This is a genomic window from Synechococcus sp. H70.2, from assembly GCF_047462275.1.
Classification (GTDB): Bacteria; Cyanobacteriota; Cyanobacteriia; order Thermostichales; family Thermostichaceae; genus Thermostichus.
In genome coordinates, this window is record NZ_JANSIU010000002.1 from 212,217 (window position 1) to 225,202 (window position 12,986).

Below are 12,986 nucleotides of genomic sequence, written 5' to 3' on the forward strand. Positions count from 1 at the left end.
CCACCTTGGAGCCTCTCGGCTAGCTTAGGGAGGAGGTGACGCGGAGAACGAGCCATGCTGCTAGCTACTACAGACATGCTCCAAGGTAAAGAGGTGGAGCGCTACCTGGGCATTGTTACTGCCGAGGTAGTTTATGGCACCAATGTTCTGCGGGACTTCCTTGCTGCCCTCCGCAACATTATCGGGGGACGCACAAGAACCTACGAAGAAGTGTTCGAGAATGCTCAGAAAAAGGTTTTGGAAGAGTTGGAGCAGCGAGCCAAACGTTTGGGAGCAAATGGCATCCTAGGCGTTACTATTCATACCAACATGAGCACGACGCTGATCCTCGTTACCGCTGCCGGCACCGCTGTCAAGTTGCGCTAAGCCTTTCCCCTTAGGCCAGGCTCTCCATCACTGCCTCGTCAATCTCGAAATTGGCGTAGACATTTTGCACATCGTCCAAGTTGTCCAGCCGTTCCATGAGGGTTAGCACCAGCTTGGCCGTCTCGGGATCCTCCACATGCACTTCTGTGGAAGGGATCCAACGGATGGCCGCCTCCTGCACCCGGTAGCCCTCTTTTTTAAGGTAGGTGGCCACCTGGTCCAGCAGGGTGTAATCGCAATAGACCTCTGCGCCGGTCCCCTCCACCTTGAGATCCTCCCCCCCTGCTTCGGCTACCGCTAGCAGCAGAGCTTCGGGATCTGTCACCTCCTCTAGGGTGATCACCCCTTTTTGCCGAAACAGCCAGCTCACGCAGCCGCTTTCCCCCAGGCTGCCGCCGACTTTGCTGAAGGCTTCCCGCACCTCGGCAGCCGTGCGGTTGCGGTTATCGGTCATGGCCTCAATCAAGACAGCCACACCCCCAGGGCCGTAGCCTTCGTAGCGGATTTCCTCCAGGGGGCTGTCGTCGGTCCAGTTGCCGGATCCCTTGGCAATGGCCCGTTCAATGTTCTCGGCGGGCATGCCTGCCGCCTTGGCTTTCTCTACCGCCGAGCGCAGCCGAAAATTGGCTTCCGGATCCGGCAGGCCGCTGCGCGCTGCCACAATGATGGCGCGGGAAAGTTTGGTAAATAGGCTGCCTTTTCTGGCATCTACGCGGGCTTTTTGCCGCTTAATGTTGGCCCACTTGCTGTGTCCTGCCATAGCTGCACACTGGTCAAGCAGTAGGAGGGAAGAGATCCCCTTAACTCCGAAGCCTAGATCACCCCAGGCCCAGGACTCAACCCCACCCCAGCTCCAGAACCCTAGCTTGGATCCCCAAGCAAAACCCCATGAACAGCAGCCAGCCCTATCAAGGCTAAATGGGCTGCCGCTCGATGACATCCCCCGGTGGCGGTGGAGCTTCGGGGGTTGGCGAAGCTTCTGGCGTTGCTTGCGGTGTGGGCGTTGGTGTCTCTCCAGGAGCTGGCGTGGGAGGTAGAGGAGGCCCAGGCTCTTCAAGCACAGCCCCAGGCGGAGGGGTCGGGGTTTGCGGCCGAGTTAAAAAGGGCGTTACCTGTTCCAGCAGCTCGGCATAGAAGATTCCATCCTGCTCTAGCCCAAAGCGACCCACCGCCCAGCGGTGACGGGGCACAAACAACGTTTGCAGCAGTACTTCCCGACTGGCGAAAGAGGGAGTGCCCACAAAGACATAGCCATCGACGATAACACGGTTCAAGTCAGGCCGAGTTTGAAACACCCGATCCACCTCCCGCAGCATCTCCGTATCCAGCCGCTCCAGCAGAGTTTCCAGAGTATCTTCAGGCCTGACCAAAACCCGCACGGGGAAGCGATAGCCTTCGCATCGGTAATCTCCGCAAAGTTTAACCAGCTCGTTCCGAACTCGGATCTGCACCGCCGGATCGAGGTCTCTCACCGGTAGGGGGACTTCTGGCTCTGGCTGCTGTTCCGCTTCCTCAGCCCAAGTTAGAAATCGGCCGCCCCCTGCCCCCAATAGCAGCGATCCGCACAACAAGCCGAGTCCCAGACCCTGGAGGGGGAAGCTCCGGCCTAGGTTGCCCTGCCTGGAGCGCTGTGAAAAGCAATCCCGATTCGGGCTACTCGGCGGGTTGTTCATAGGTTAACCAATACGGCAGCGATGGCTATCGCCAACTCTACCCGACATCTGCCTAAGAGGCACTAGGCCAGGGAAAAATGGAGTTGCTCTTGCTGGGTATCGCTGCTCTAAGGAGGCAGACTAACTAGATCGGAAGGGCATCCTGGTTTGCTGCAGCTTGCCGAAATGGCTGTAGTCTGGAGAAGTTAATGATCCTGTGGCAGAGGAGTGTCTATGTCGTCATTGCCGGCATCGAAGGTTGAGGGATTGCAGGTGCGTTTTTTCTGGGGCCTTCTAGCCTCGACTCTCCTTCTAGCAAGCTGTGGGGGGTCTGGGGGGACAGTGCCACCGCCGGTCAATGTCTGCGAGCAGGCCTTTCCAGCGATTTTTGCTGCCAAGAGTTTGCGCCCAGGAGAGAAGCGCAGTGGAACCTTGGGGCCCAATAGCGACTTGGAGATCTACTTCGATGAGAAAGACAATGTGATAAATGCCCGGGAAGTCCCACCCCCCCCTGGCACCTTTACCTTTTACGTTGACGGATTCCTTTACTTTCCTTCTGCAGCTAATGTTACCGGAGTTACTATCCGCCTAACCAGTTCAGTCTTCGATCCTCTGCTGGTCATCCTTGGCCTTGATGCCAACAGGAATTCTGATCCGGAACTCATCTTTATCAACGATGACGCAGCTCCTGGCAATTTCACCACCTCTGAGCTGACGATCCCAGTACGGCAAGACCGCTGTTACTTAGTGCTGGTGGAAAGCTACTGGGCCCAGAATGCCCGCAGCTCTGCTCCGGGTAGCCCTGGCCGCGGCCCCTACACCCTCGAGGTGGTCAGGGAAACCTCTGCCACTCCTCCTCCTCCCCCTGCCATCCAGCAGAAGCCGGAGGATCCGGAGAACGGCGGCGGCGGCGACCGAGGCGGCGGCGTGGGTATTTAACTCTGGCGGATGAGCCTGATGGCAAAGCTGGCGCTGCCACAGGTGGCTGTGCCGCGAATGGAGCGCCCGTCAGGGCTGACAGTGCCACTCCACGTGATGGTTGGAGTACCGCTGCCCCCTATCCTGCCGCTGACAGAAAATTGGTTGCCGATGAGCTGGCCGCTGCGCTCCTCAAAACTGGGAGAGGAAACCCTGAGCTGGGTGCCGTCTTGACGAATGGAGACGGTTTCCTGGATACCGGTTGCAACATTAACCTTACACAGGGATCCCTGCCAGACAAAGGATCCTCCCTCGTAGAGCCACTGGCCGCTCAAGGCAAGCTCTGGCACAGGCATTGGCGTTGGTGGAAGTGGTGTCGAGGTGGGCGGCGGGGGTGGAGTTGGGGTAGGGGTAGGAGTGCGAGGAACAAGCGGCGTCAATCGAGGGGTAGGAGTAAGCGTTGGTGTTGGCAACGGAGTGGGAGTGGGTGTCGCTGCCGGAGTTGGAGTAGGCGTTGCCACTGGAACGGGAGTGGGTGTCGGTGCCGGAGTTCGAGTAGGCGTCGCCACCGGCGTGGGAGTGGGTGTTGGTGCCGGAGTTCGAGTAGGCGTTGCCACCGGAGCGGGAGTAGGTGTTGGTGCCGGAGTTCGAGTAGGCGTTGCCACCAGAGTGGGAGTGGGTGTTGGTGCCGGAGTTCGAGTAGGCGTTGCCACCAGAGTGGGAGTGGGTGTCGCTGCCGGAGTTGGAGTAGGCGTTGCCACCGGCGTGGGGGTGGGGACGGGCTCGAGGGTAGGTCTCGGGGTGACTGCGGCGGTAGGGATCGGCTCCGGCTCTTCCTGGGTATCGCGGGTTGCTGGGCGCGGCCAGAGCAAAAACGCGGCCAACAAAGCCACAGCGCCTCCCCCAGCCAAGACCCACTTGAGGCTGCTGCCAGAAGGCTGGAGAACCGTTGGGGGGGCAGCTCGCGGCAGGGGGCGGGTGCGGGGGGTATCCGTCCGTGGTGGGACGGGGGGATCCTGAGGAGGAGCAGCCGGACGAGTGTTGCTGGCTGGGAGGACTGTAGAGGGCGTTTTGGCAGTTTCGCCTGCAGCTTGAGAGGAGGGATCCGGCGCAGCTTCTGCCGAGGTAGTTGAGGGGAGAGGTGCCCGCTCGGCGATGTAGTAGGGGATCCCTACCCCTGGAGGGGAGACCGGCTCCTCTTCAATGAGATCCAGATCCTCATCGCGGATATCTTCAAAGGCTCCAGCAGTTGATCCTGTATTGCTGGTGGTTTCGATTGGCGGCCTGGGAATAGAAGAAGGTGGAGCATGGCCTTGAGCCTTGGCACCGCTGGTGGGAAGAATCACGGTACTGGCCTGGCTGCTGGAGAGTTGAGTGGCTACCGTCAGCTCATAGGCTTGCAGCAGCCGCTCCCCTAGCTCCTGCATCGTCTGCGGCCGCTCGTCGGGGTTTTTCTTGAGACAATCCATCACCACCGCTGCCACCGCAGGTGGGATTGGCTGCGGGGTTGTTGCCGAGGTGAGCTCAATCGGGTTTTCGTAGCAATGGGCGTGGATCCAACTGTGCAGAGTGTCGGTTTCCAATTGAAAGGGCATGGATCCCGTCAGCATCTCGTAGAGCACCACCCCCAGGGAGTAGATGTCTGAGCGGGCATCCAGAGACTTGCCCCGTATCTGTTCAGGAGAGGCGTAGCGAGCGGTGCCGATAAATCCGCCCCCCTTTTGGGTGCCCAGGCTAAGGGTGTGATCCGCCAAGGTTTTGGCTACGCCGAAGTCGAGGATTTTCAGTTGCGACGTAAGCTGGCCATCTCGAAAAACCCGCTCAACAAACAGGTTGCTGGGCTTGATGTCGCGGTGAATCACGCCCCGAATCTCGCGGCCCTCGACCTTGGCGTGAAATGTATGGGCAAAGTGCAGCCCCTCACAAGCCTGCAGGGCCAGCCGAAGGGCTTGCCGGAGCGGCAGAGCCCCTTTTTCTCGAATCAGCTTGCCCAGATCCTGCCCCTTGAGGTATTCCATCACCAAGTAGGCCTGCTCCCCCTCTTGGCCGTGATCCAAGACTTTGACGATGCGGGGATGCTGGCCCAGAAGGGTGCTGACGCGAACCTCTTCGGCAAAGCGGCGACGCAAATCGGTCTGGGCGTCACCCCGGCTCAGCAGCATAGGGGCATGCAGGATCTTAACAGCCACCTCTTGGCGGTTGTTGTGCAAGTCCAAAGCGCGAAAGACGGATCCCATGCCGCCGCCACCGATTTCTTGAATCAGTTGGTAGCGGCCACCCAAAATGCGATTGGTGAGTTCGGAAGACATAAGGAGGCAGCTTGGGCAGGGATGTCCATACGATAAACCAATTGCTGGAGTTTATACCCGCTCCTTTCCCCGTCCAACTCAGGGATCCCAATCTTTGACGCTCTGGGAACTCTGCGCTGCTCAAGCCCTCACCCCCGGCCCCTCTCCCTCTGGGAGAGGGGAGCTGAAGCGGCGCGTTCGCGGCAGCGCTGCCTAGTAATAACGACGCGACGAGCCGTTTTTTACTGCTACTTGGAATAACCATTTAGAGATTTTCTTAAGGATCCCTAGTAAATGTGAAAAAAAGTGAGAGGGAATGCTGGGGAAATGAGGCCTTGTGGGCAACCTTCGGCCTGAAGAGGGATGATCGGAAGGGATCCCTGCGCGAGGGCTTATGGACTTGGGCTTGGTGGTGATTGCCTACAAGGAGGGGGATCGGGAGAGCAAGGCCGCCTGTCAATTGTGTGCGGAGCAGTTGCGTCGGCGCGGCGTTACGGTGCTGACCGCTCCCACCGGCTTGCACCACAACCCCTACCCGGTCTTTTTGGAGGCCACTTCGGATCCCATCGATCTAGCTGTGGTACTAGGGGGAGATGGGTCGGTGTTGGCGGCAGCCCGCCACTTGGCCCCGCACGGGATCCCGATTTTGCCCATTCAGTCGGGGGGCAGGCTGGGGTTTTTGGCTCAATCAGAGCGGGTGCTGCACCAGGATCCCTGGGATCGCATTCAGGCAGGAGACTTCGTCCTGCAAGCCCGCATGATGTTGCAGGCCCAGATTTGGGAGCAAGCGCAATTGGGGCAAGGGGCTATCCCTGGGGAGGGCAAGCGGCAGGGCCGCCCGGTCAGCGAAGTCTACTACGCCCTCAACGAAATGTGCCTCAAGCCCATCAACCGGGAACGCCTGCCCGCCGCCATCATGGAAATCGAAGTCAATGGCGAGATTTTGGATCAGTACCACGGGGATGGCGTGCTGGTGGCCACGCCAACGGGATCCACTTCCTACACTTTGGCAGCCAATGGTCCCATCCTGGAGCCTACCTTTGAGGCCATCATCATCACCCCCATTTGTCCCCTCAGCTTGTCCAGCCGGCCCATTGTTATCAGCGGCACGGCCACGGTGGAGATCTGGCCCCTTGCTGATCCGGAAGGGCTGACCCGCCTCTGGACTGATGGTGTCTTGGCTCAATCGGTCAACCCCGGCCAGTGGGTGCAAATTCAACGGGCTCCCCTGCCGGCCAAGCTGATGATCCTAGAAAAAGACCTCTCCTACTTCCGCACCCTGCGAGAAAAGCTGCAGTGGGCCGGCAGCCGCATCTACATCCCCACCACCAACCACCGCCCCGCGGGGGAGTAGCGGAGTTTAACCCCCCTGGAATCTTCTCCCCTGAGCCTCAGACTTTACCTACTCAGACACGGGGAAACCCCCTACAGCCGTTCCGGCAGCTTTTGTGGCGCCCTTGATCCCGACCTCACCCTCGAAGGCCAGCCGATGGCAGAAGCCTTTGCCGCCGCCTATGCTGGGATCCCTTGGCAGGCCCTCTACGTCAGCCCGATGCGGCGCACCTTGGCTACCCTCAGGCTGCTGGCAGAGAAGACGGGGTTGGAGATAGGGAAATCCATTACAGCGAGTGGGAGGGCAAAACCCACGCCGAGGCCAGCGAAGCCCATCCCGAAGCCTACTGGCGCTGGAGGACCGAGCCGGCCTGGAACGCCCCCAGGTGGCGAAACCGCTGTGCAAATTGCCAACCGCGCCCTGCCGGTTGTGGCGGAGATATCGTCTCCCACAAACAAGGCCACCCTTCGGATTCTTCTCTGCAGCCTGCTGGGCATTCACCTGGGCCGCTACCGGGATCGCACCGAGGTTTTGGCTGCCTCGGTCAGCGTGGTCAAGTTCGATCGCTATGGGCCCCTGCTGGAAAGCTTGGGGGAACGCGGCTATCTGGCGCCTAATCTGCAGCAAAGGGTAGGCACCTAAACTTTCAAAATGGGTCTGAAGTTCACTCAATGGGGATAAATTGCAACAGCAACCCTGGGTGGATGAGATGAACCGGGGCAGATTTTCCATCCTGGTCGGGATGGGCCAGCAGCACACAGCGATCTTGAGGGGTGAGGTTAAACCCGGCAGAGGGATCAGCCAGTTGAGAGTTGAGTTGGGGATCCCCGACAAACGTTAGTTGGGCCAACAGAGTTAACAGCCGGTCTTGGTGGGCCAGATCCGCTCCAAAAGCAGTTCGCTCCTGCAAGGTGGCCAGCGCTACAGGATAGCCTTCTCGAATCAAATAGGTGAGGATCCCGGCACAGCGCTCTACGGCCCGCTCCAGCTTGTTGCGATGGGCTTCAGGGCTTTCTCCCCGCGGCTGCCAGCGATTTTCAAAACAGAGGACGATGGCCTGGGAACGGGGGCGCTCCAGCTCCCGCACAACCAGTTGATCCCGTTTGGCGGAGATCTTCCAGTGCACCGAGCGCAGATCATCCTGGGGACGATAGGGCCGCAGGCTAAGGTAGTCCCCCTCCTGGCCGGCCTGAGGGCGCAACTGGCTACCGCCGCTCAATTGTTCCCACAGCAACAGGTTTTGGACAGGGGCAGGCCGAGGAAACACAATTACTGTCTGCGGGTCCTCGATTTCCAATGCCTTGCGGAAGAGTTCAAAGGGAAAGCTGGTGGCAATCTCAAAACCCTGCAACTGCCACACCCCTCGCCTTGAAAAGGTGTGTTGATAGAAAGTCTCCACCCTGCTGCCGGGATCCAGCCGCAGCACATAGCTGGAAGGCCAATCCGTCTGCTTCAACCCCTCGATGCGTTCCCTTACCTGGAGCGAAAAACTGGGCAGGCGCCGTTTGCGATTGACCAGCGTCAGCCCCACCAAGACCGGCTGGCCGGCAAAGATGCGGCTGGGCAACCGCCGGCTCACCTCCAGATCTTTGAGGGTGAGCTCGGAGAGAAGGCCGCTGAGGAGAATGAGGCTAAGCAGCATCCCCAGCACCAAGTAGAGAGGATTGTTGCCGGTGTTGAAGGCGGCAATACTCACCAGGAGGGTGATCCCGACAAACCGACCCCCGATGCGGGTAAAGCGGAAGCGGCGCAGAAAACGAACCCGCTGCCTCAACTGGGGAGAGCGGATCCCCAACTTCCACCGCCATCGCAAGGATTGGAAAAGTTGAAATGCTGCTTGGCTAAGTTTTGGTAACACTGGCATCCCTTCTCCGCCGCCCTGTGCCGCTAACTCTTGCCCCTCAACCCTCCGCTGGAGTTAGGGGGAGTACTGGACATTCTCAAACATTGAGCTACGCGATAGGGCAAGTCCCGCAAATAAGTTGCTCGTTACTGGTCGGATCCTTCCTGCCATTCGCGTCAGCAGGACGGAGTCCTTTCGAGTGCGGTGGCACAGCAGTTACAGGCTAGCGATGGTGCTCTGGGGTTTTTCCTCAGACCTTTGAGGGATCGTCCGAGACAAGGTAGCTATCGTTGCGTTGGCCGGAGAAGGGGCAGGGTTGTTCTGTGAGAATTTCGGCAATGGCCGCGGCCACTCGCTCTTGTTGCCGGAGGGTCAGCTCGGGAAAACAGGGCAAAGACAACACCTGGGCAGCACAGAGCTCGGCATTGGGCAAGTCCCCAGGTTTGTACCCCAACTTTTTGCGGTACACCGGCTGCAGATGCAGAGGAAGGGGGTAATAAACGCGGCTGGCAATGCCCCGCTCCTGCAACTGCCGTTGCAAAGCATCACGCCGCCGTGAGTCGGTTGGGTGGGAGCCAGGCACCCGCACCGTGTACTGGTGCCACACCGAGTTGCCCCCCACCGCCACCTGGGGCAGGATGAGGCCAGGGATCCCCTGCAACAAGCGGTGATAGGACTCGGCAATGGCCTGCCGCCGCCAGTTCCACTCCCGCAGGTAAGGCAGCTTAGCCGTGAGGATCACGGCCTGCAGCGCGTCGAGGCGGCTGTTGAGGCCAATGTATTCGTGGTGGTACTGACAGACCTGGCCGTGTTCTTTAAGGATGCGCACCTTGCGGGCCAGTTGCGGATCCCGGGTTACCACTGCCCCGCCATCCCCTGCTGCCCCCAAGTTTTTGGTGGGAAAAAAGCTAAAGCAGCCGATATCCCCCCAGGTGCCCACCGGCCTGCCCCCCCAGCAGGCTCCTACCGCCTGGGCACAATCTTCCACTACTGCCAACCCATGCCGCCGCGCAATGGCCAGGATCTGGGTCATGTTGGCTGCCTGGCCGAACAAATGCACTGGGATTATGGCTTTGGTGCGGGGGGAAATGCTCTTTGCCAGAAGCTGGGGATCCAGGTTAAAGGTGCAGGGATCCACATCCACGAACACCGGGCGTGCCCCCACCAAATCAATAGCCTCGGCGGAGGCAAAAAAGCTAAAGGCAGTGGTGATGACCTCATCGCCCGCTTGGATTCCCAAAGCCCGCAGGGCCAATACCAAAGCATCAGTGCCGGAATTGCAACTGACAGTCTCTAGGTCGCCGCCGCCAAGAAACTGGGAGAATAGCTCCTCAAAGCGCTGCACCGCCTCTCCCCCGATGTACTGGCCAGAAGCCAGCAACGCCTCCACCTCAGGCAGAAGGGATCCAGCCAGAGCGCGGTATTGCAAAGTTAAATCCAGCAGCGGGATTGGCTCATCCGTCATGGTGCTGCCTTTTGGGGGGTAGCGGCCACAGCCCATCATCGAGGATAAGAGCCGGTGGAGACAACGCTCTGGCACCAAATTGGGCTTTTGTGGAGCTCAGTTGCTGAGCGAGCAGCTGGGATCCAGCCTCGCTCCGGATTGATCCTAAGCTAGAGTGAACGCGGTACATTTCTGACCAGGGATCCCCTAGGCTGGATACAGCTACCGCTATCGACAGGATGCTCTATGCAGGTTGCTTCTCAACAAGTTGGCGGCAAAGCGCCTTTAGCACCCCGAATTCTAGCTTTGGTGCCGGGAGGGATTGGCGACCAAATTCTTTTTTTTCCCACCCTGGCGAGTTTGCGACAGCGCTTTCCAGAAGCGGAGCTGGAGGTGGTGGTGGAGCCACGGGCAGCAGCTGCCTACGAGCTCTGTCCCTCGGTGAATCGGGTGCTGACCTTTCCATTTAAAGAGCAGCTTTCGTTGGGAGATATCAGCGATCTGCTGGGGCGAATCCGAGAGCGGCAGTACGACGCTGTGCTGAGTCTGGGCAAAAGCCTGGGGGTCAAGCTGCTGCTTTGGCTAACTGGGATCCCGAAGCGAGTTGGCTATGCTCCGCCAGGACCTGGACGACCTTGGCTAACTGACCCAGTACCCCTGAAGCCAGCCCAGTACGCCGCCAGCATGTACCACGACTTGCTGCAGGGGTTTGGCATCACTGCGCCGGCAGGCTTGCCTCAGATTCGCCTCAAGAAGACAGACCTGGAGTGGGCCGAGCAGGAACGCAAGCGCCTGCTGGGGAATGCTGCCCAAGATTACGTGCTGCTGCACCCTGGCGCCAGCCAACTGTCCCAGGAGAAGGGAATTCAGAAGATCTACCCCCCCGCCAACTGGGTCAGGGTCATTAAGGGTTTCCGGGAAAAGCGGCCGGAGCTGCCGCTGGTGCTGCTGTTGGGGCCAGAAGATGAGCAGCTGGCGGAGGGCTTTCTGTCGCAACTGCCAGATCTGCCGGTAAGCCGCCCTCCCCAACTGGGCCAACTGGCGGCCTTGATTGCTGGCTCCACTCTGCTGCTGTGTACTGATAGCGCCCCCATGCACCTGGCGGTGGCTACGCAAACTCCGCTGGTGGCTCTGTTTGGCCCCACCGATCCAGAGCGGCTGCTGCCTTCTGAAGGGCCCTTCCGCGCCGTCAAGGCAGCCAAGGGGGTGATCGGCTCGATCCCTCCTGAGCAGATTCTGCAGGTAATCTTCCCCGGATAGAGGGCTTGCCATGCGGACGAAGGGACTTGAACCCTTACGCCTTGCGGCACTAGATCCTAAGTCTAGCGCGTCTGCCATTCCGCCACGTCCGCAACGGCGGGATCCCGCTCACCTATGCTAACCCAAGCTGGCTCCAGCTAGCTCGGCAACTGGCTAACGGCAACCTTCAGTTCTTCTGTGGCGTCCAAAACCCTCCAGCTCTGCCCCGCTGTCCGCTGCCACAGCTCAAAGTGCAGGTGCGGCCCGGTAACTGCTCCTGTCGCCCCTACATAGCCAATGATGGATCCCTGCCGAACCACTTCTCCTGGGGTGACAGCTACTTTAGACATGTGACCATAGCGGGTGCGCCGGCCACCGGCATGCTCCAGGACCACCGTGATCCCCAGATCTCCTAGGGATCCGGCACTCACCACCTTACCAGTCAGGGCAGCTAGGATTGGCGTACCCAGGCTGGCCCCCAGATCTACGCCGGCGTGAAACTCCAGCTGACCCTTGAGGGGGTGAATCCGCAAGCCAAAGCCAGAGGTGATCGGCACGGGGTGGGGCAGAGGATAGAGCAGTTGCTCCTCACTTGGGATCGATGGGGGCCAGGTCGGCGGTGGCGGCTCAGGGGTTGGGGGCGGGCTGGGATCCTCAATGCGAAGCTCTTCCCCTGGCAGGAGAAGGATGCGGCGACCGGAGCTGCGCTCCAGCAGCACTACTGCTACCCCACTTTCCGGCTGAGTCTCGGTAACCTTTGTTGGCTCGATAACGATTTCCCGGCCCACCTCGGTGCGGAGAGCCTCGCTGGGTTGCAAGAGCAAGCCTGGGGTTCCTGGGCTAGTTTGCGGCAGGGGAATGGCGCCATCCAGGACCAGGGCCTTTGCTGCAGGGGTATCCAGCGCTGGCCCGACGGGGGGAGGAGGGGGTAGGCGCGTCTGTGCCAACAACGCTGGGGGAGAAAACCAGAGCAGGCTTAGCCCTAGGCCTAGAGTTAGCCCCAGCCGTCGCAGCTGTCGCCCTCTGGCGGCCCAACTGCTGCCTAGCCAAGAGAGAAGACGCTGCCCAAAAGAGGTGGAATCCATCACGCAAAGGAGGAGCTGCTGGCAAGAGACACTTGATAGCTTAGGCGCACCTGCTCGGGAGAGAGGACGAGGATCTGTCCCCCCTGAGTTTGTACCCGCAGCCTGCCATCCTCGGCAAGGCCCAAAACCGTAGCCGACGCCTCCCCGGGGAGCGATTGAATTTGCGGCTGCACTGTCCAGGCTTCGTACTCGGAGCGCACAGGAGCAAACCCCTCCTGCAGCCAGCTCTGAAACCCCCGCTCCATCCCCTGCAAAACCCAGGCAGCAACGGCAGTGCCATCCTGGCGGGATCCCAAGATTTCGGCCAAATTGATTCCCTCAGCGGGCACGGGATTGTTGATATTTACACCCACGCCAGCCACCAACCCCAGCAACTGTCCCCTCTCCCCAAAGCGGCTTTGCACCAGGATCCCCCCTAGCTTGCGCAGAGAACCAGGTCGCTGCTTGTCCGGCACCACCAGGTCGTTGGGCCATTTCAGCCGCAGCGGGATCCCCAGTCTCTGGCGCAAGCTGCCCGCTATACCCCAGGCCAAGGTTAGGGTCAGTTCCAGCAAAGAATGCCGCAGGGGAGGGGATCCCAGCCAGACCGACAGGTACAACCCCCCCGCTGGCGATTGCCATACTCGCCCATGCTGGCCCTGTCCTGCCCGCTGGCGGGTACTCACCAAAACCGTGCCCAGGGGCAGCGGCTGAGGGAAGCGACGACCCCAGTCCAAGAGCAGCCGGTTGGTGGAATCGGTTACTGCCACCTGGAGAAGGTGATGCCCCCAGGCCCCCCGACCCACCAGGGATCCCAGCCGCGCAGGGGAAAGCATGGC

11 protein-coding genes, 1 tRNA gene and 1 pseudogene are annotated in these 12,986 nt (G+C 60.2%); 5 read left to right on the forward strand and 8 right to left on the reverse strand.

Annotation, left to right across the window (positions count from 1 at the left end; all coding sequences use genetic code 11):
• Nucleotides 1–54: 54 nt before the first annotated feature.
• On the forward strand, nt 55–366 hold the full coding sequence (locus tag NW822_RS03255; protein WP_414360996.1) for a YbjQ family protein: 312 nt from the start codon (nt 55–57) through the stop codon (nt 364–366).
• 10 nt (nt 367–376) lie between these two features.
• Here NW822_RS03255 and NW822_RS03260 read toward each other — a convergent pair whose 3' ends face one another.
• Together NW822_RS03260 and NW822_RS03265 are read right to left on the reverse strand one after the other, a co-directional pair.
• Nucleotides 377–1,126, reverse strand: a complete 750-nt coding sequence (locus tag NW822_RS03260; RefSeq protein WP_414403503.1) for a YebC/PmpR family DNA-binding transcriptional regulator — start codon at nt 1,124–1,126, stop codon at nt 377–379.
• A 154-nt stretch (nt 1,127–1,280) separates the two neighbouring features.
• Nucleotides 1,281–1,838, reverse strand: coding sequence for a hypothetical protein (locus NW822_RS03265; RefSeq protein ID WP_414361001.1), 558 nt, complete (start codon nt 1,836–1,838; stop codon nt 1,281–1,283).
• A gap of 522 nt (nt 1,839–2,360) precedes the next feature.
• Between NW822_RS03265 and NW822_RS03270 the strand changes: the two genes are divergently transcribed.
• Nucleotides 2,361–2,957: a hypothetical protein gene (locus NW822_RS03270; protein WP_414403504.1), complete on the forward strand. Its 597-nt coding sequence runs from the start codon at nt 2,361–2,363 to the stop codon at nt 2,955–2,957.
• Here the strand turns inward: NW822_RS03270 and NW822_RS03275 are convergent.
• Nucleotides 2,954–5,245: a serine/threonine protein kinase gene (locus tag NW822_RS03275; protein WP_414403505.1), complete on the reverse strand. Its 2,292-nt coding sequence runs from the start codon at nt 5,243–5,245 to the stop codon at nt 2,954–2,956. The genes NW822_RS03270 and NW822_RS03275 overlap by 4 nt on opposite strands.
• A gap of 373 nt (nt 5,246–5,618) precedes the next feature.
• Between NW822_RS03275 and NW822_RS03280 the strand changes: the two genes are divergently transcribed.
• Both NW822_RS03280 and NW822_RS03285 read left to right on the forward strand, forming a co-directional pair.
• Entirely contained in the window at nt 5,619–6,578 is a 960-nt protein-coding gene (locus NW822_RS03280; protein WP_414403506.1) for an NAD(+) kinase, read from the forward strand.
• Between the two features lie 30 nt (nt 6,579–6,608).
• A pseudogene (locus NW822_RS03285) lies at nt 6,609–7,199 on the forward strand (histidine phosphatase family protein).
• 22 nt (nt 7,200–7,221) lie between these two features.
• Here the strand turns inward: NW822_RS03285 and NW822_RS03290 are convergent.
• Together NW822_RS03290 and NW822_RS03295 are read right to left on the reverse strand one after the other, a co-directional pair.
• The gene (locus tag NW822_RS03290) at nt 7,222–8,370 is read right to left on the reverse strand and encodes a DUF58 domain-containing protein (RefSeq protein WP_414403507.1); all 1,149 of its coding nucleotides are present in this window, start codon (nt 8,368–8,370) and stop codon (nt 7,222–7,224) included.
• A 280-nt stretch (nt 8,371–8,650) separates the two neighbouring features.
• Nucleotides 8,651–9,865 carry a DegT/DnrJ/EryC1/StrS family aminotransferase gene (locus NW822_RS03295; RefSeq protein WP_414403508.1) on the reverse strand — a complete coding sequence of 405 codons (1,215 nt, stop codon included), beginning with the start codon at nt 9,863–9,865 and terminating at the stop codon, nt 8,651–8,653.
• A 225-nt stretch (nt 9,866–10,090) separates the two neighbouring features.
• Between NW822_RS03295 and NW822_RS03300 the strand changes: the two genes are divergently transcribed.
• Nucleotides 10,091–11,104 carry a glycosyltransferase family 9 protein gene (locus NW822_RS03300; protein ID WP_414403509.1) on the forward strand — a complete coding sequence of 338 codons (1,014 nt, stop codon included), beginning with the start codon at nt 10,091–10,093 and terminating at the stop codon, nt 11,102–11,104.
• Between the two features lie 11 nt (nt 11,105–11,115).
• On the opposite strand, the gene NW822_RS03305 is transcribed toward NW822_RS03300, so the two are convergent.
• The 3 genes from NW822_RS03305 to NW822_RS03315 all read right to left on the reverse strand — a co-directional run bounded on the left by NW822_RS03305 (nt 11,116) and on the right by NW822_RS03315 (nt 12,983).
• Nucleotides 11,116–11,196, reverse strand: a tRNA-Leu gene (locus NW822_RS03305).
• 45 nt (nt 11,197–11,241) lie between these two features.
• The gene (locus NW822_RS03310; protein ID WP_414361020.1) at nt 11,242–12,168 is read right to left on the reverse strand and encodes a M23 family metallopeptidase; all 927 of its coding nucleotides are present in this window, start codon (nt 12,166–12,168) and stop codon (nt 11,242–11,244) included.
• Nucleotides 12,168–12,983 carry a biotin--[acetyl-CoA-carboxylase] ligase gene (locus NW822_RS03315; protein WP_414403510.1) on the reverse strand — a complete coding sequence of 272 codons (816 nt, stop codon included), beginning with the start codon at nt 12,981–12,983 and terminating at the stop codon, nt 12,168–12,170. Before NW822_RS03315 ends, NW822_RS03310 begins: the two co-directional genes overlap by 1 nt.
• Nucleotides 12,984–12,986: the final 3 nt, after the last annotated feature.

Coding starts and splice junctions, on each gene's coding strand:
- NW822_RS03255 (WP_414360996.1), top strand. CDS start 55: ATGCTGCTAGCTACTACAGACATGCTCCAAGGTAAAGAGGTGGAGCGC.
- NW822_RS03260 (WP_414403503.1), bottom strand. CDS start 1,126: ATGGCAGGACACAGCAAGTGGGCCAACATTAAGCGGCAAAAAGCCCGC.
- NW822_RS03275 (WP_414403505.1), bottom strand. CDS start 5,245: ATGTCTTCCGAACTCACCAATCGCATTTTGGGTGGCCGCTACCAACTG.
- NW822_RS03280 (WP_414403506.1), top strand. CDS start 5,619: ATGGACTTGGGCTTGGTGGTGATTGCCTACAAGGAGGGGGATCGGGAG.
- NW822_RS03295 (WP_414403508.1), bottom strand. CDS start 9,865: ATGACGGATGAGCCAATCCCGCTGCTGGATTTAACTTTGCAATACCGC.
- NW822_RS03300 (WP_414403509.1), top strand. CDS start 10,091: ATGCAGGTTGCTTCTCAACAAGTTGGCGGCAAAGCGCCTTTAGCACCC.
- NW822_RS03310 (WP_414361020.1), bottom strand. CDS start 12,168: ATGGATTCCACCTCTTTTGGGCAGCGTCTTCTCTCTTGGCTAGGCAGC.
- NW822_RS03315 (WP_414403510.1), bottom strand. CDS start 12,983: ATGCTTTCCCCTGCGCGGCTGGGATCCCTGGTGGGTCGGGGGGCCTGG.